Annotated in this window: 14 protein-coding genes, 1 tRNA gene and 1 pseudogene; 11 read left to right on the forward strand and 5 right to left on the reverse strand. The window is 50.3% G+C overall.

Features of this window, described 5'->3' with window-relative positions; translation table 11 throughout:
* Window positions 1–39 precede the first annotated feature (39 nt).
* The gene (yjeJ, locus tag OGW16_RS03825) at window positions 40–903 is read left to right on the forward strand and encodes a YjeJ family protein (protein ID WP_286517925.1); all 864 of its coding nucleotides are present in this window, start codon (window positions 40–42) and stop codon (window positions 901–903) included.
* A 179-nt stretch (window positions 904–1,082) separates the two neighbouring features.
* Here yjeJ and OGW16_RS03830 read toward each other — a convergent pair whose 3' ends face one another.
* The 3 genes from OGW16_RS03830 to OGW16_RS03840 all read right to left on the reverse strand — a co-directional run bounded on the left by OGW16_RS03830 (window position 1,083) and on the right by OGW16_RS03840 (window position 3,672).
* Window positions 1,083–1,436 (reverse strand): DUF4156 domain-containing protein, encoded by a 354-nt coding sequence (locus OGW16_RS03830; protein ID WP_003025468.1) that lies wholly within the window; start codon window positions 1,434–1,436, stop codon window positions 1,083–1,085.
* Window positions 1,437–1,688: 252 nt separating this feature from the next.
* Window positions 1,689–3,335: a chaperonin GroEL gene (gene groL / locus OGW16_RS03835; RefSeq protein WP_047406775.1), complete on the reverse strand. Its 1,647-nt coding sequence runs from the start codon at window positions 3,333–3,335 to the stop codon at window positions 1,689–1,691.
* A gap of 43 nt (window positions 3,336–3,378) precedes the next feature.
* Window positions 3,379–3,672, reverse strand: coding sequence for a co-chaperone GroES (locus OGW16_RS03840; protein WP_000027827.1), 294 nt, complete (start codon window positions 3,670–3,672; stop codon window positions 3,379–3,381).
* A gap of 274 nt (window positions 3,673–3,946) precedes the next feature.
* Here OGW16_RS03840 and yjeH point away from each other — a divergent pair, with 274 nt between their 5' ends.
* Window positions 3,947–5,212 carry an L-methionine/branched-chain amino acid transporter gene (gene yjeH, locus OGW16_RS03845; protein ID WP_043018150.1) on the forward strand — a complete coding sequence of 422 codons (1,266 nt, stop codon included), beginning with the start codon at window positions 3,947–3,949 and terminating at the stop codon, window positions 5,210–5,212.
* Between the two features lie 60 nt (window positions 5,213–5,272).
* Here yjeH and OGW16_RS03850 read toward each other — a convergent pair whose 3' ends face one another.
* Complete coding sequence (locus OGW16_RS03850) at window positions 5,273–5,752, reverse strand: FxsA family protein (protein WP_043018149.1); 480 nt, start codon at window positions 5,750–5,752, stop codon at window positions 5,273–5,275.
* A 338-nt stretch (window positions 5,753–6,090) separates the two neighbouring features.
* On the opposite strand from OGW16_RS03850, the gene aspA reads away from it, so the two are divergent.
* The 9 genes and pseudogenes from aspA to OGW16_RS03895 all read left to right on the forward strand — a co-directional run.
* On the forward strand, window positions 6,091–7,527 hold the full coding sequence (gene aspA, locus OGW16_RS03855) for an aspartate ammonia-lyase (RefSeq protein ID WP_043018148.1): 1,437 nt from the start codon (window positions 6,091–6,093) through the stop codon (window positions 7,525–7,527).
* 115 nt (window positions 7,528–7,642) lie between these two features.
* Entirely contained in the window at window positions 7,643–8,944 is a 1,302-nt protein-coding gene (gene dcuA / locus OGW16_RS03860; protein ID WP_003025449.1) for an anaerobic C4-dicarboxylate transporter DcuA, read from the forward strand.
* A gap of 132 nt (window positions 8,945–9,076) precedes the next feature.
* Entirely contained in the window at window positions 9,077–9,424 is a 348-nt protein-coding gene (gene cutA, locus OGW16_RS03865) for a divalent cation tolerance protein CutA (protein WP_003025447.1), read from the forward strand.
* Window positions 9,400–11,109: a protein-disulfide reductase DsbD gene (locus OGW16_RS03870; protein ID WP_181634127.1), complete on the forward strand. Its 1,710-nt coding sequence runs from the start codon at window positions 9,400–9,402 to the stop codon at window positions 11,107–11,109. Before cutA ends, OGW16_RS03870 begins: the two co-directional genes overlap by 25 nt.
* Window positions 11,110–11,145: 36 nt before the next feature.
* Window positions 11,146–11,721, forward strand: a complete 576-nt coding sequence (locus tag OGW16_RS03875) for a transcriptional regulator (RefSeq protein ID WP_043018146.1) — start codon at window positions 11,146–11,148, stop codon at window positions 11,719–11,721.
* Between the two features lie 67 nt (window positions 11,722–11,788).
* Window positions 11,789–13,801, forward strand: coding sequence for a DUF1176 domain-containing protein (locus OGW16_RS03880; protein WP_286517927.1), 2,013 nt, complete (start codon window positions 11,789–11,791; stop codon window positions 13,799–13,801).
* Between the two features lie 115 nt (window positions 13,802–13,916).
* Window positions 13,917–13,992 (forward strand) — tRNA-Phe (locus tag OGW16_RS03885).
* 195 nt (window positions 13,993–14,187) lie between these two features.
* A complete protein-coding gene (locus OGW16_RS03890) occupies window positions 14,188–15,453 on the forward strand; it encodes a tyrosine-type recombinase/integrase (protein ID WP_171278910.1) in 1,266 nt (421 codons plus the stop codon).
* 46 nt (window positions 15,454–15,499) lie between these two features.
* Window positions 15,500–16,162 (forward strand): annotated as a pseudogene (locus OGW16_RS03895) (hypothetical protein); the annotation flags it as partial.
* On the opposite strand, the gene OGW16_RS03900 reads toward OGW16_RS03895, so the two are convergent.
* Window positions 16,097–16,794, reverse strand: a protein-coding gene (locus tag OGW16_RS03900; protein WP_103215986.1) for an IS1-like element IS1A family transposase whose coding sequence is annotated in 2 segments (ribosomal slippage) — window positions 16,097–16,545 and window positions 16,545–16,794 — 699 coding nt in all. Because the reading frame shifts where the segments join, the coding sequence is not laid out codon by codon here. The pseudogene OGW16_RS03895 and the gene OGW16_RS03900 sit on opposite strands and share 66 nt — an antisense overlap.
* Window positions 16,795–16,849 lie beyond the last annotated feature (55 nt).

Consider the following 16,849-nt stretch of genomic DNA (forward strand, 5'->3'; position numbering starts at 1 on the left):
CCAGAACATTAATAAATATATGGTTAGGGAGAACCTGTTATGGCTATAAGTATTAAGGGCATTAATACCGGAGTTATTCGCCAAAAGAATGAATTTATTGCTTTGGCATTAAAGATAAAAGAACCCAGAAATAAAGAGTCGTTATTTTTCCTTTCTCCGCTTGGGCTAAGAGACCTGCTTATCGCCCTGGAAAGCAGGCTCTCTGCTAAACATCAGCTTAGCGAAGACGAGCGTGCGCAATATGAGAAGGAATGCGAGAAAGCCGGCAAAAAGATGCACGAAAATATCCCCTTAATTCAAGAGAATGAGTTAAAAAATGCGGATATTAATCGCCGTATTAATTCGCTGATGTTAGTGGATGACAAAGGGGAAAACTTAACATTTTCACTGACACTGCATGATGGGCAAACGTGTGAATTACTGATTAATGAACTTCAGATTCGGGTATTGGCTCATGCTGTTATTCATGCAATAAATAACGCTGGCATGCAGGAATTAGCGTTACGAATCACATCACTGCTGGATTTCCTGCCGCTGTACGATGTTGATTGCCAGCAAAACGATAATCTGGAATACGATTCTTATACACAACCCGAATGGAAACATAACCTGTTTAATCATTATCTGGCGATTATTTACCGCTATACGGATGATAAAGGAAAAACCCAGTTCTGTGGTTCAGTAGTAAAAACACGCGCCGCTTCCGGCAGCAAAGAGGCCGAAGCCATTACTCGCCGTCTGATCGATTTCAGCCCACGGCTGAAAAAACTTGCCGGTGTACCGTGTCAGGTGTTTGTCAGGACGTTAACGGGTGATAAGGCGCAAAAGCTCAATCAGGATCAGTGCCTGCGCGCGCTGCACCATTTACGCATTCAGTCTGCGCATAAGACTCAGAATGCCTGATGGCGCTACGCTTATCAGGCCTACGATTGCATGAGCCTGTCCAGGCCACTTTATTACAAAAAATCATTCAATCTGCATCGCGGCGGCAAGCGAAGAAAATCCCCAGGAGCATAGATAACTATGTGACTGGGGTTTCACAGCGCAGCCAACAAAGAGGCTGGTTGAAGGATGAAGTGTAATCAGTTAGGGCACTTATAAACCTGTCCAATCATCTCGCTGGCGGTAGGAACAAAGCTGGACAGCATTCCCTGTGATGGGCTGCTGACGCCATAAATCACGTTACCGCCCATTGCAGCAGCCTGGTTACGCAGATCGTTTGCTGCGCCACGCATAGAACCACCCTCTTCGCCGTGCTGGCCAGAAAGCCAGTTGCTTTGCTTACCGGTTGCAGTGCCAATCAGTTGGCACTCTGCGCCAGGCTTGTCTTCGACAAAGCGTACGCTTTGTCCGGCTGAACTCAGTTCGTTGCTGGAGCTACAACCCGCCATCAGTAGCGCGGCACCAACGATCCCTGCTAAATATTTCACGTGCATGTCATTCCCCATAATCAATTAGTTGGACCTTATGTCCGTAGCTGAATCATATACTAAAAAGATGACCAAAAGAAAAACCCCCGGACATTTCTGCCCGAGGGTTTCTCATTTTTCGCGAGATACGTATTTAATCAAATAATTCAAGTTGCAGGCAGGCGGCAAGTTCATGAATCCCCAGGAGCTTACATGAGTAAGTGACTGGGGTGAACGAACGCAGCCAACGAACCTGCGGCTTGAAGTATGAAGATTAAATTACATCATGCCGCCCATTCCACCCATGCCGCCCATACCACCAGCAGCACCTAAGTCAGGCGCATCGCCTTTCGGCAGGTCGGTAACCATGCACTCGGTGGTGATCATCAGACCCGCAACAGAAGCCGCGTACTGCAGAGCAGAACGAGTTACTTTGGTTGGATCCAGGATACCCATGTCGATCATGTTGCCGTATTCTTCAGTTGCAGCGTTGTAACCGTAGTTACCGTCACCGGCTTTCACTGTGTTAGCTACTACAGACGGCTCTTCGCCGCAGTTCAGCACGATTTGACGCAGCGGAGATTCCATTGCGCGCAGCGCAACTTTGATACCCACGTTCTGGTCTTCGTTCTGACCTTTCAGGTCGGCAATTTTAGACGCGACGCGAATCAGCGCAACACCGCCACCAGCAACCACGCCTTCCTCTACCGCAGCACGAGTTGCGTGCAGGGCATCTTCAACGCGGGCTTTTTTCTCTTTCATTTCAACTTCAGTTGCAGCACCTACTTTGATAACTGCCACGCCGCCTGCCAGTTTCGCTACGCGCTCCTGCAGTTTTTCACGGTCGTAGTCGGAAGTTGCTTCTTCGATCTGCTGACGAATCTGAGTCACACGACCCTGGATTGCAGCTTCGTCGCCCACGCCATCGATGATGGTGGTGGTGTCTTTGTTAATAACAACACGTTTCGCCTGGCCCAGATCTTCCAGAGTTGCTTTTTCCAGCTCCATACCGATCTCTTCAGAGATAACGGTACCACCGGTCAGAGTAGCGATATCCTGCAGCATTGCTTTACGACGGTCGCCGAAGCCAGGTGCTTTAACCGCAGCCACTTTCACGATACCGCGCATGGTGTTAACAACCAGAGTTGCCAGCGCTTCGCCTTCAACATCTTCAGCGATGATCAGCAGCGGTTTACCTGCTTTCGCTACAGCTTCCAGAACCGGCAGCATTTCACGGATGTTGGAGATTTTCTTGTCAGCCAGCAGAATGAACGGGCTTTCCAGTTCTACTGCGCCAGTTTCCGGCTTGTTGATGAAGTAAGGAGACAGGTAGCCACGGTCGAATTGCATACCTTCAACCACGTCCAGTTCGTCCTGCAGACCGGTACCGTCTTCAACGGTGATAACGCCTTCTTTACCGACTTTGTCCATCGCTTCAGCGATCAGTTTACCTACGGTTTCGTCGGAGTTAGCGGAGATGGTACCAACCTGAGCAATAGCTTTAGAGTCGGAGCACGGTACGGACAGTGCTTTCAGTTCTTCAACAGCAGCAGCGACAGCTTTGTCGATACCACGTTTCAGATCCATCGGGTTCATGCCCGCAGCAACGGCTTTCAGACCTTCAGTGATGATGGACTGAGCCAGTACGGTTGCAGTGGTGGTACCGTCACCTGCAGCGTCGTTCGCTTTAGAGGCAACTTCTTTCACCATCTGCGCACCCATGTTTTCGAACTTGTCTTCCAGTTCGATTTCACGAGCTACGGAAACACCATCTTTAGTGATGGTCGGTGCACCGAAAGATTTATCCAGAACTACGTTACGGCCTTTTGGACCGAGGGTAACTTTCACTGCATCTGCCAGTACGTTTACGCCGCGCAGCATTTTCACACGAGCGTCGTTACCGAATTTTACGTCTTTAGCTGCCATTTTCTCTTTCCCTTAAATTCGTATGTTCAGTGTCGTTCGCGGATTAGGCTTCAACAATTGCCAGGATGTCGCTTTCAGACATGATCAACACTTCTTCATTGTCGATCTTCTCAGATTTAACACCGTAGCCATCGTTGAAAATAACGATATCGCCGACTTTCACGTCCAGCGGCTGTACGGTACCGTTGTCCAGGATGCGACCCTTACCGACAGCGATGATTTCGCCACGAGTTGATTTACCTGCTGCAGAACCGGTCAGTACGATCCCGCCAGCAGATTTAGATTCAACTTCTTTACGTTTGACGATCACACGATCATGTAACGGACGAATACTCATTGATAGCTCTCCTTTGAGAAAGTCTTTATCAGTTATGGGTGACGCCGGCCCGTAAACGGTTTCCCGGCTAGTGACCAGAGAGATGGGGATGGGGTTTTGTCCCTTCAAGGGGGCAAGCGAAAAAAAATTTTTATCAGCAGAAAATCCCGTCAAAACGCCGACGCGCCTCACATTTCATAACGATTTCAGTCGCGTCGTCATAAGCAAATTCGATTGTGATACCATCAAAAATCTGCGCTGTAGCCCGTCATTGGGCATAACCGGATAACAACTTATGAGCGGACTGAAACAAGAGCTGGGACTGGCTCAGGGCGTTGGCCTGTTGTCGACATCATTGTTAGGTACAGGCGTTTTCGCCGTCCCTGCGCTGGCTGCGCTCGTGGCCGGCAACAACAGTTTGTGGGCCTGGCCGGTGCTGATTGTTTTAGTTTTTCCCGTGGCGATCGTCTTTGCCATACTGGGTCGCCATTTTCCCAGCGCGGGCGGCGTGGCGCATTTTGTCGGCATGGCCTTTGGTTCACGGCTGGAGCGCGTCACCGGATGGCTGTTTTTGTCGGTGATTCCCGTCGGCTTGCCCGCGGCATTACATATCGCCGCCGGATTCGGTCAGGCGATGTTTGGCTGGCATGACGAGCAACTGCTGCTGGCAGAGCTCGGTACGCTGGGACTGGTTTGGTATATCGGCTCCCGCGGCGCAAGCTCCAGCGCGAATCTGCAAACGGTCATTGCCGGACTGATTGTTGCCCTCATTGTCGCTATCTGGTGGGCGGGCGATCTGAAGCCTGGCGAAATCCCCTTCCCTGCGATTACCGATATTGAGCTTCCCGGTCTGTTCGCCGCGTTGTCGGTGATGTTTTGGTGTTTTGTCGGCCTTGAAGCGTTTGCCCATCTGGCGTCTGAATTCAAAAATCCGGAGCGAGACTTCCCACGCGCGCTGATGATCGGCCTGCTGCTGGCGGGGTCTGTTTATTGGGCATGTACCGTCGTGGTGCTTCATTTTGGCGCTTACGGCGAGCAAATGGCGGCAGCGGCATCATTGCCTGAAATCGTCGTGCAGCTGTTTGGCGTACAGGCACTGTGGGTGGCCTGCATCATTGGTTATCTGGCCTGTTTTGCCAGCCTCAACATTTATATTCAAAGTTTCGCCCGGCTGGTCTGGTCGCAGGCGCAATATAAGCCGGAGAGTTATCTGGCACGTCTGTCTCCCCGCCACCTTCCGCGCAATGCGCTAAATGCCGTACTGGGCTGCTGCGTAGTCAGCACCTTGTGCATCTATATGCTGCAAATCAATCTTGATGCGTTAATCGTCTATGCCAACGGCATCTTTATTATGATTTATTTGCTGTGCATGCTGGCGGGATGTCGATTACTGAAAGGGCATTATCGCGCGCTGGCGGTCATTGGCGGTCTGCTGTGTCTGTTGCTGCTGGCGATGGTTGGCTGGAAGAGCCTGTACGCGCTGATTATGCTGGCAGGGCTGTGGCTGTTTTTACCCCGCAGGCCGGATAAGGCAACGTTGACGCCATCATCCGGCATATAAACACTTTTGCCGGATGGCGCTAACGCTTATCCGGCCTACATACTGGCCAGGCTTACAGGGTCAGTCACGGCGATCGTCATCTTTATGATCAAGACGGTTACGATCGTCATCCTTGCGCTGAAATTCACCATCAAAGGTCTCACCGCCGCCGGTTCCGGCGCTAAACCCCCCGCCCGGCATACGCGAAAAACGCAAATGCGGCAGCAGTTTCATCGTCAGATGTTTTTGCACCGGAGGTAATAGAAGAAGAAGGCCGAGGAAATCGGTGAAAAAACCGGGCAGCACCAGCAGCAGACCGGCAATGATCAGCGACACGCTTTTGATCATTTCTGCAGCCGGACTTTCACCAGCCGCCATTTTCTGTTGCATCAGTAAAAAGTTCTTAAACCCCTGGTTACGAACCAGAGACATACCGATAACCGACGTAAAAATAACCAAAATCAGCGTCATCAGGACGCCCATCACATGGGCAACCTGAATAAAAATAGATATCTCTATGTAAACATAGAGAAAAATTGCAAGCAATGGTATCCAGCGCAAAGGGATCTCCTGTTAATAACAGCCGTTTTGTTCAACTTCTGTTCGAAAAATTATGTTAATCGCATCGATTTGATATTGTGGTGGTTAGCAAAATTTCAAGTGGCTTGTACACTAATATTTGGGGTTAATCACAAAGGGGTGATCCATTTCACAGAATAATAAATAAGGGGTAAATTCCACGCTTTAAGTGATCCAGATTACGGTAGAAATCCTTAACCAGCATATGATCTCGGGTATCAGACCGATGCAGGGGATAATCGTCGGTCGAGAAACAATCGAAATCACATATATCCTGTGTGTTTAGTCAAATCATTGGCAGCTTGAAAAAGAAGGTTCACATGTTAAACAACATTCGTATCGAAGAAGACTTGTTGGGTACCAGGGAAGTTCCAGCGGACGCTTACTACGGTGTTCACACTCTGAGAGCGATTGAAAACTTCTACATTAGCAACAACAAAATCAGCGACATTCCTGAATTTGTTCGCGGTATGGTAATGGTTAAAAAGGCAGCGGCAATGGCCAACAAAGAGCTGCAAACCATTCCTAAGAGTGTGGCAAATGCCATCATCGCGGCGTGTGATGAAGTCCTGAATAACGGAAAATGCATGGATCAATTCCCGGTAGACGTTTACCAGGGTGGTGCGGGTACCTCCGTCAACATGAACACCAACGAAGTGCTGGCCAATATCGGTCTGGAACTGATGGGTCACCAGAAAGGTGAATATCAGTACCTGAATCCGAACGACCACGTTAACAAATGTCAGTCTACCAACGACGCTTACCCTACTGGCTTCCGTATCGCGGTATACGCTTCCATCATCAAACTGATCGATGCGCTGAACCAACTGCGTGAAGGCTTCGAACAAAAAGCTGTTGAATTCCAGGACATCCTGAAAATGGGCCGTACCCAGCTGCAGGATGCTGTACCGATGACCCTCGGTCAGGAATTCCATGCTTTCAGCATACTGTTGAAAGAAGAAGTTAAAAACATTAGTCGTACCGCTGAGCTGCTGCTGGAAGTTAACCTCGGCGCAACTGCAATCGGTACGGGTCTGAACACGCCGAAAGAGTACTCTCCGCTGGCTGTACAGAAACTGGCTGAAGTCACTGGCTTCGCCTGTGTTCCGGCTGAAGACCTGATTGAAGCGACCTCTGACTGCGGCGCATACGTTATGGTGCACGGCGCGCTGAAACGTCTGGCTGTTAAGATGTCCAAAATCTGTAACGACCTGCGTTTGCTCTCCTCTGGCCCACGTGCCGGCCTGAATGAAATCAACCTGCCAGAACTGCAGGCTGGTTCCTCTATCATGCCAGCAAAAGTGAACCCGGTTGTTCCGGAAGTCGTAAACCAGGTTTGTTTTAAAGTCATCGGTAACGACATCACTGTTACCATGGCATCTGAAGCTGGTCAGCTGCAGCTGAACGTAATGGAGCCGGTCATTGGTCAGGCAATGTTTGAATCCATTCACATTCTGAGCAACGCTTGCTACAACCTGCTGGAAAAATGCGTTAGTGGTATCACTGCTAACAAAGAAGTCTGTGAAGCGTTTGTATTCAACTCCATCGGCATCGTTACTTACCTCAACCCGTTCATCGGTCACCACAACGGCGACATCGTCGGTAAAATTTGTGCCGAAACAGGTAAGAGCGTACGTGAAGTTGTCCTGGAACGCGGTCTGTTGACCGAGTCTGAACTGGACGATATCTTCTCTGCACAGAACCTGATGCACCCTGCTTATAAAGCAAAACGTTATACTGATGAAAGCGAACAGTAATCGTGTAGGGTAGTACCGGAGAAGGCACGTCATGATGACGTGCCTTTTTTCTTACTCGAAGTTACTTAAAAACAACAATTTAATATCAACTTGTTAAACAACAAGGAAGGCTAATATGATAGTTTTAGAACTTATCATCGTTTTGCTGGCAATCTTTTTAGGTGCCAGACTTGGGGGTATCGGTATTGGATTTGCAGGTGGGCTGGGTGTTCTGGTTCTTGCCGCTATAGGCGTAAAACCGGGTAATATTCCGTTCGACGTTATTTCCATTATCATGGCGGTTATCGCTGCCATCTCTGCTATGCAGATTGCAGGTGGTCTGGACTATCTGGTTCATCAAACTGAAAAACTGCTGCGTAAAAACCCGAAATACATCACGATCCTTGCACCCATCGTGACCTATTTCCTGACTATCTTTGCCGGTACCGGCAACATCTCTCTGGCAACTCTGCCGGTTATCGCTGAAGTCGCGAAGGAACAAGGTATCAAGCCTTGCCGTCCGCTCTCCACCGCAGTAGTTTCTGCACAGATTGCGATTACGGCATCGCCAATCTCCGCAGCCGTGGTTTACATGTCTTCCGTCATGGAAGGTCATGGCATCAGCTATATTCACCTGCTGTCCGTGGTCATTCCGTCCACCCTGCTGGCCGTTCTGGTGATGTCCTTCCTGATCACCGCACTGTTCAACTCCAAACTGTCTGACGACCCGATTTATCGTAAGCGTCTGGAAGAAGGCCTGGTTGAACTGCGCGGTGAAAGACAAGTTGAAATCAAAGCTGGCGCGAAAACCTCCGTTTGGCTGTTCCTGCTGGGCGTGGTTTGCGTCGTTGTATACGCCATCATCAACAGCCCAAGCCTTGGCCTGGTCGCTAAACCGCTGATGAACACCACCAACGCAATCCTGATCATCATGCTGAGCGTCGCGACGCTGACGACGATCGTCTGCCGCGTTGAAACTGACTCCATCCTGAACTCCAGCACCTTCAAAGCCGGTATGAGCGCCTGTATTTGTATCCTGGGTGTTGCATGGCTGGGTGATACCTTCGTATCTCACAACATTGACTGGATCAAAGATACTGCAGGTAGCGTAATTCAGGGTCATCCGTGGCTGCTGGCTGTCATCTTCTTCTTTGCTTCTGCGCTGTTGTACTCTCAGGCTGCAACCGCTAAAGCACTGATGCCGATGGCTCTGGCTCTGAACGTTTCCCCTCTGACTGCTGTTGCATCTTTCGCAGCGGTTTCTGGCCTGTTCATTCTGCCAACTTACCCAACTCTGGTTGCGGCGGTTCAGATGGATGACACCGGTACAACCCGCATCGGTAAATTCGTCTTTAACCATCCGTTCTTCATCCCAGGTACTCTGGGTGTGGTTCTGGCTGTCTGCTTCGGCTTCTTGCTGGGCAGCTTCATGCTGTAAGACTTTACTGCAGGGTGCCTTCGCGCCCTGCAGTTCCTCTTCTTCATCACCCCCGCTTTAGCTAACATCCTTCCCTCGTCCGTTGTATAGTGACCACTCTTTAGCTGGTTACTCTGTTCTTTCGAGGTGTTTATGCTTGATGTTAAGAGTCAGGATATTTCCATCCCCGATACCGTTGTGGTGCTCTGTACCGCACCGGATGAAGCAACCGCCCAGGATCTCGCCGCCAAAGTGCTGGCGGAAAAGCTGGCTGCCTGCGTGACGCTACTGCCTGGTGCTACCTCCCTCTATTATTGGGAAGGTAAACTTGAGCAGGAATATGAAGTCCAGATGATTTTAAAAACCACCGTTACACACCAGCAAGCCCTGCTCGATTGCCTGAAGTCACATCATCCGTATCAAACGCCTGAACTTCTGGTTTTACCCGTCACTCACGGAGACTTTGATTACCGCTCATGGCTCAACGCATCCTTACGCTGATCCTGCTGCTGTGCAGCACATCTACCTTTGCCGGATTATTTGACGCGCCTGGCCGCTCGCAGTTTGTACCTGCCGATCGGGCGTTTATTTTTGATTTCCAGCAAAACCAACACGATCTGAACCTCACATGGCAGGTTAAAGATGGCTACTATCTGTATCGCAAACAGATAAGCATTACGCCATCTCAGGCCGATATTGCCGAGGTAAAACTGCCGCCTGGCGTCTGGCATGAAGATGAGTTTTACGGCAAAAGTGAGATTTACCGTAAACAGCTGACCATCCCAGTCACGGTCAATCAGGCTAAATCTGGCGCCACATTAACGGTCACGTACCAGGGCTGTGCCGACGCCGGCTTTTGCTATCCTCCAGAAACGAAAACGGTGCCCTTAAGTGAAGTGTCTGCCGATACCCGGGCGACGCCGCTGCCAGTGCCTGCCAGCAATGCTCAGCAAGAGATAACGCCGCCCGCAGCCCAACTTCCTTTCTCGGCGCTGTGGGCATTGCTGATCGGAATAGGCATCGCGTTTACGCCTTGCGTATTGCCGATGTATCCGCTGATATCCGGCATCGTGCTGGGAGGCAAACAACGCTTATCAACCGGACGCGCGCTGCTGTTGACGTTTATCTACGTCCAGGGGATGGCGCTCACCTATACCGCACTGGGTCTGGTTGTTGCGGCCGCCGGATTGCAGTTCCAGGCTGCACTACAGCATCCTTACGTTCTGATTGGCCTTGCCGTCATCTTTACCCTGCTCGCGTTGTCGATGTTTGGTTTGTTCACGCTGCAGCTCCCTTCATCGCTGCAAACGCGCCTTACATTGATGAGCAACCGCCAGCAAGGCGGCTCCCCCGGCAGCGTCTTTGCAATGGGCGCGATTGCCGGCCTCATCTGTTCCCCTTGTACCACAGCCCCGCTAAGCGCGATTTTGCTGTATATCGCTCAGAGCGGAAACATGTGGCTGGGAGGTGGCACGCTGTATCTGTACGCGCTGGGGATGGGATTACCCCTGATGCTGATTACCGTATTCGGCAACCGCCTGCTGCCTAAAAGCGGCCCATGGATGGAGCATGTCAAAACCGCTTTTGGCTTTGTCATTCTGGCGCTTCCCGTCTTCTTACTTGAACGCATCATCGGCGACGAATGGGGAGTGCGCCTGTGGTCACTGCTGGGCGTCGCGTTCTTTAGCTGGGCATTCATTACCAGTCTGCAGGCAAAGCACGCCTGGATGCGCATCGTGCAGATTGTCCTGTTAGCTGCAGCGCTGGTAAGCGTACGGCCATTGCAGGACTGGGCGTTCGGTGCGCCGCATGCTCAACCCCAGACACACCTTAACTTCACGCCGGTGGCTTCGGTAGATGCGCTAAATCAGGCACTGGCACAAGCCAAAGGTAAGCCCGTAATGTTGGATCTGTATGCCGACTGGTGCGTGGCCTGTAAAGAGTTCGAGAAGTATACGTTCAGTAATCCGCAGGTTCAGCAAGCGCTAGGCGACACGGTGCTTTTGCAGGCGGATGTGACCGCAAACAATGCCCAAGATGTTGCTCTGCTGAAACATCTTCAGGTTTTAGGTTTGCCGACTATTTTGTTCTTTGACGCTGAGGGGAAAGAGCACCCGGATGCCCGGGTAACGGGTTTTATGGATGCCGCGACCTTCAGCGCACATTTGCGCGATCGCCAACCGTGAGCGACACTTGCAACAGGAAATACGGAGGAGAATACCGTGCAACGTGAAGATGTCCTGGGAGAAGCCCTTAAATTACTTGAGGTTCAAGGGATAGCCAATACCACGCTGGAAATGGTGGCCGAGCGTATCGATTATCCTCTGGATGAACTGCAGCGCTTTTGGCCCGATAAAGAGGCCATTCTGTACGATGCGCTACGTTACCTCAGCCAGCGGGTGGATATCTGGCGGCGTCAGCTTTTGCTGGATGACACCTTGAGCGTCGAGCAGAAATTACTGGCGCGCTACACCGCGCTGTCCGAATGCGTGAGCAATAATCGCTATCCAGGCTGCCTGTTCATCGCCGCCTGTACGTTTTACCCCGATCCCGGGCACCCGATCCATCAGTTAGCCGATCAGCAAAAAAAGGCGGCGCATGACTTCACTCATGAGCTGCTGACCACGCTGGAAGTTGACGACCCGGCAATGGTCGCTAAACAAATGGAACTGGTGCTGGAAGGCTGCCTGAGCCGCATGCTGGTGAATCGTAGTCATGCTGATGTCGAAACGGCACACCGCCTGGCTGAAGATATCCTGCGCTTTGCTCAGTGCCGTATGGGCGGGGCGCTGACTTAATTCGGATTTCGTAACTTTTATGAACCGCATATAATTTCGGCAACACCGACATATTAAAAGGAATTATATGCGTCTCGCGCACTGCATTCTCCTCGCAGGTTTTATCTCAGCCCCCCTGTATGCCAATCCATTAAACGGTTTTTCGTTTGCACATAAAGACTGGGAAGTTGCGTGTGATAATACGGGTACCTGTCGAACGGCAGGTTATAGTGACCATGCGGTAAGCGTACTGCTCACACGTGCGGCTGGCCCCGACACCAGCGTGTATGTCGAGGTTGCTTTTGCACAGCGTACGGCGAGTCAACCCTCCGTGAAAGACGCCACGCTTTTTATTGATGGTCAAAAGCAAGGCGCGCTAACGTTTTCCGCAGAGGGATATTTTAAACTCAACTACCAACAGCGAAAGGTGTTTCTGGACGCCTTACGTCAGGACAATACCATTGAGTTTGCAGCAAATAGCGAACGATTACCGCTTTCTAATGCAGGTTCGAGCGCTGTGCTGCTGAAAATGGATGAATTCCAGAAACGCATCAATACCCAAAGCGCTGTGCTGCATCCAGGAGATAAAAACAGTAATGATGTGCTTAACGCTGAGCCTGCCCCACTTATCATCACCCACCCCGTCATCCGCACGCCGGACGTGGAACCGTTAACGACCGCGCAGCGACAAAAAATAGAACCCAAAATCAGGGTCACTCCCGAGATGAATTGCCGCGAACTGGAAGAGGGTCAGGAACGCATTTATTACCGCATCCCGGTGGATAAACAACATGTACTCATTCAAACCGAATGCTTTGATAGCTCACGCACCATCCTCTGGCTAACCAATACTGAACTAACGGCTTCGCCTAAACTAATCACGAGTGATGCCAGTGAATATGAGAACGGTGAGATAGCCCGTTTCAGCGATCCCATTCAGCTCTGGGTCTGGGAGGGTAACAACTTCACCTTGCGCGACGAATACCGCAGCGGCGGACAAGGAAACCTTTCTGTTGGCGGTGTCTGGACGCTCCCTACGTTCGTCAGCATCGTACGTTCTCAGTCTGATGTAGATACGGATAACACGGCCCTAAAAACGCTACATAGCGCTGTAGAGAGCATGCAAAAAAGCGATCCGGGCTTGGAACTGAGCAAAATCGCCAGTCAGTTTCCATTAACCGGTCAAATCACTGATTTCAGGATCTCTTACGCTGAAGACTCAACAGAACCAACCGCGAAACCCTCCCCTGAGATTAGCGATGATGAGTGGCAGGCATTTTCTCGCACAACGTTTAGTGTCGATTCAGAAAATGGAGGCGTGAACTTTACGCTCATTGATCTGGATGACGACGGTAAACGCGATCTCATCATCAACAGCTACGTTGGCGGCACAGGATTATTCAGCTACACCGGCGTACTCAAACGCGGTGATAATGCCTTCGTCGTCGTTAATGGCAAACAGGATGACGATGACTTTGGCGTACCCGGGGCGCTATTTTCGGAGAATGGGCGCGGCGCCAACCAGTGGAGCCAATGGGTTCGCATCAACGGTAAGGTTTATGCTCTCTGGTACAACGGCTTATATAATGAAGAGAAGCTTTATCTGCTGCGTCCATTTAGCCCAGACGAGAAGGCTCCCGTCGTAACCGTCCACTATCGCTATGAATACGATATGAATTCAATCGAACCACGGGAAGAAGGACAACCCCTACTCCCGAAATTGAATACCAAAGAAAAAACAAAGCTCATTACCGAACTGAATAAAATGCAAAGCATGCTTTTACAAAACCAACAGGCAAGCGACGGCGTTTCCCCAATCTGCCCAATCCCTGCTGGTACGTTGCAGGAAGACGCGGACAATTACAGTTCAGGGATTGCAGGGAACTATACGTCTGAACCTGTCGCAGCTATTCCTGTCTGGGTAAATGGGGAGTGCCTTATCGGTTCTGTCGAGAGTTATTTTGGTAGAGGAGAGTTCATCACTCTCGTTTCGCCAAAAGATCAGGATATTGTCGGAGAGTATTCAGTTACCGGCACACGCCATGTAGCATCCATTAAAAGTGAATGGATTCTTCGCGAAGGCGATAACGGCGCGCTATGATTTTGAGCAAAATCCTCGAGAAAACAGCGAAATCGCTGCATAGTTAAGCAACCAACCGAAAAAGCGAGAAATTTGGTTGACGGGGTGTCCGGATTACGGTTTAATGCGCCCCGTTGCCCGGATAGCTCAGTCGGTAGAGCAGGGGATTGAAAATCCCCGTGTCCTTGGTTCGATTCCGAGTCCGGGCACCAAATTCATATCAACGGACCTCCACGGAGGTCCGTTTTTGCATTCTGAGCCCGCAAAAATCAACACTTCTACAATTCCTTAACTCCACCCAATTCAATCAACTTCAACCCGCATCAAGTCCCTTGCGAGGGTACAACTGAGGGTATAGTCTGATTCGATAAAATTTATACCCCTTTTACTATCAGGAGACCCCGCCAATGGCGCTCACTGACGCGAAAATCCGAGCAGCAAAGCCGGATGAAAAACCTTATAAACTTGCCGACAGCGGCAACATGTTTTTACTCGTTCACCCTAACGGCTCGCGCTACTGGCGGCTCCGCTACCGGTTTCTGGGCAAAGAGAAAACGCTCGCTCTGGGTGTCTATCCTGAAGTCTCGTTATCAGAAGCAAGGGAAAAACGCGATACGGCGAGGAAGCTGATAGCTGAGGGAACTGACCCGTGCGAACAGAAACGGATCAAAAAGTCAGTACCCGAAGCAGCTCAGACATTTGAAGGCATCGCAAGGCAGTGGCATAAGAGTAACAAAAAATGGTCAGCCTCACATAGTGAGAAGATACTGAAAAGCCTCGAAACTCATGCGTTTCCCTTTATTGGCTCACGTGATATTACCACCCTCAGGACTCCCGATTTACTTGTTCCAGTAAAGGCTGCCGAAGCCAAAGAGATCTATGAAATTGCAGCGCGCCTTCAGCAGCGTATCACTGCAATCATGCGCTATGCTGCCCAGTCAGGCATTATCACCTATAACCCTGCCGTGGATATGGCTGGCGCGTTAACCACGGTGAAACGCCAGCACCGCCCTGCCCTCGCCTTAAATCGCATTTCAGAGCTTCTTGAACGACTGGATGGATACAGAGGACAACCTCTCACCCGACTGGCAACTAAACTCACTCTGCTTATCTTCATCCGTTCCAGTGAACTACGCTTTGCCAGGTGGTCTGAGATCGACTTTAAGAAAGCCATGTGGACCATTCCTCCTGAGCGGAAACCTATTGAAGGGGTCAAGTATTCCCATCGTGGCTCAAAAATGCGAACAGAGCATCTTGTGCCACTATCTACTCAGGCGGTGAATATACTGAAGCAGATCCACACTATCAGCGGAGAACATGAACTGATTTTCACCGGCGATCACAATCCATGGAAACCCATGAGTGAGAACACTGTAAATAACGCACTGCGTCTGATGGGCTATGATACAAAGGTCGATGTCTGTGGTCACGGCTTCCGGGCAATGGCCTGTAGTTCGTTGATTGAGTCAGGTCTTTGGTCCAGGGATGCGGTCGAACGTCAGATGAGCCATATGGAACGTAACACAGTGCGGGCTGCGTATATCCATAAAGCGGAACATCTGGATGAGCGAAAGCTGATGTTGCAGTGGTGGGCTGATTTTCTGGATGCTAACAGGGAACAGAGTGTCAGCCCTTTTGACTATGCAAAAATTAATAATCCTTTGAGAAGGTGACAGAACTCCATACACACACATGCTCTTCCCTCACAGGGGAAGAGCACTCATTGATAAAATACTGGCGTACAACCCCGAAGATAATCAGGGAGCACGCTGATTGATAGGACCGGAATTGTTACGCTCATGGCGACCATGAGGGGCAGTCCATGTACTGATGGTGCATGTAGTTGAATTTTCACCTTACTGGTATGAACTTAGTCTTCTGTATTTTCTGAATGGAGAATACATTAAAGGTGCGATAGCTTTTCGCCACGGTTTTACCACAAAATCTTACACCGCGGAAATTTACATCCCTTTCCACTTGCTGTGCGGCATAATCTTTCTGGCGGACCCGATACCGCTGAAGATTATTATGTAACATACAACTCGTTATGGGGACAATATCCAGAAACATTGATGTTTGTAAACTGACTGTATAATCACTCATCTGTAATGCGTGAACTGGAAGAAATAATTAAATGTGTCGAAATGCTGATGCAGAAAGATGTTTTTGAATATGCGAAAGTATTTTAAGACAGAAGAAGAATCGACGAGCGACTTTCTGAGAAAATTGTACAGAAATATAGAAGAAATGAAGGGGGAATATGTTTTGCCTTGGATATTTCCGTTTTCAGTAGAGATGAAGGGTAATGACTCCAACTTATTGATAGTGTTTTATGTTCAGATAATGCCCGATGACTTTGTCATGCAGCTCCACCGATTTTGAGAACGACAGCGACTTCCGTCCCAGCCGTGCCAGGTGCTGCCTCAGATTCAGGTTATGCCGCTCAATTCGCTGCGTATATCGCTTGCTGATTACGTGCAGCTTTCCCTTCAGGCGGGATTCATACAGCGGCCAGCCATCCGTCATCCATATCACCACGTCAAAGGGTGACAGCAGGCTCATAAGACGCCCCAGCGTCGCCATAGTGCGTTCACCGAATACGTGCGCAACAACCGTCTTCCGGAGCCTGTCATACGCGTAAAACAGCCAGCGCTGGCGCGATTTAGCCCCGACATAGCCCCACTGTTCGTCCATTTCCGCGCAGACGATGACGTCACTGCCCGGCTGTATGCGCGAGGTTACCGACTGCGGCCTGAGTTTTTTAAGTGACGTAAAATCGTGTTGAGGCCAACGCCCATAATGCGGGCGGTTGCCCGGCATCCAACACCATTCATGGCCATATCAATGATTTTCTGGTGCGTACCGGGTTGAGAAGCGGTGTAAGTGAACTGCAGTTGCCATGTTTTACGGCAGTGAGAGCAGAGATAGCGCTGATGTCCGGCAGTGCTTTTGCCGTTACGCACCACCCCGTCAGTAGCTGAACAGGAGGGACAGCTGATAGAAACAGAAGCCACTGGAGCACCTCAAAAACACCATCATACACTAAATCAGTAAGTTGGCAGCATCACC

This window comes from Citrobacter sp. Ce104 (assembly GCF_030334595.1).
GTDB lineage: Bacteria > Pseudomonadota > Gammaproteobacteria > Enterobacterales > Enterobacteriaceae > Citrobacter > Citrobacter europaeus.

Coding starts and splice junctions, on each gene's coding strand:
- yjeJ (WP_286517925.1), top strand. CDS start 40: ATGGCTATAAGTATTAAGGGCATTAATACCGGAGTTATTCGCCAAAAG.
- OGW16_RS03830 (WP_003025468.1), bottom strand. CDS start 1,436: ATGCACGTGAAATATTTAGCAGGGATCGTTGGTGCCGCGCTACTGATG.
- groL (WP_047406775.1), bottom strand. CDS start 3,335: ATGGCAGCTAAAGACGTAAAATTCGGTAACGACGCTCGTGTGAAAATG.
- OGW16_RS03840 (WP_000027827.1), bottom strand. CDS start 3,672: ATGAGTATTCGTCCGTTACATGATCGTGTGATCGTCAAACGTAAAGAA.
- yjeH (WP_043018150.1), top strand. CDS start 3,947: ATGAGCGGACTGAAACAAGAGCTGGGACTGGCTCAGGGCGTTGGCCTG.
- aspA (WP_043018148.1), top strand. CDS start 6,091: ATGTTAAACAACATTCGTATCGAAGAAGACTTGTTGGGTACCAGGGAA.
- dcuA (WP_003025449.1), top strand. CDS start 7,643: ATGATAGTTTTAGAACTTATCATCGTTTTGCTGGCAATCTTTTTAGGT.
- cutA (WP_003025447.1), top strand. CDS start 9,077: ATGCTTGATGTTAAGAGTCAGGATATTTCCATCCCCGATACCGTTGTG.
- OGW16_RS03870 (WP_181634127.1), top strand. CDS start 9,400: ATGGCTCAACGCATCCTTACGCTGATCCTGCTGCTGTGCAGCACATCT.
- OGW16_RS03880 (WP_286517927.1), top strand. CDS start 11,789: ATGCGTCTCGCGCACTGCATTCTCCTCGCAGGTTTTATCTCAGCCCCC.
- OGW16_RS03890 (WP_171278910.1), top strand. CDS start 14,188: ATGGCGCTCACTGACGCGAAAATCCGAGCAGCAAAGCCGGATGAAAAA.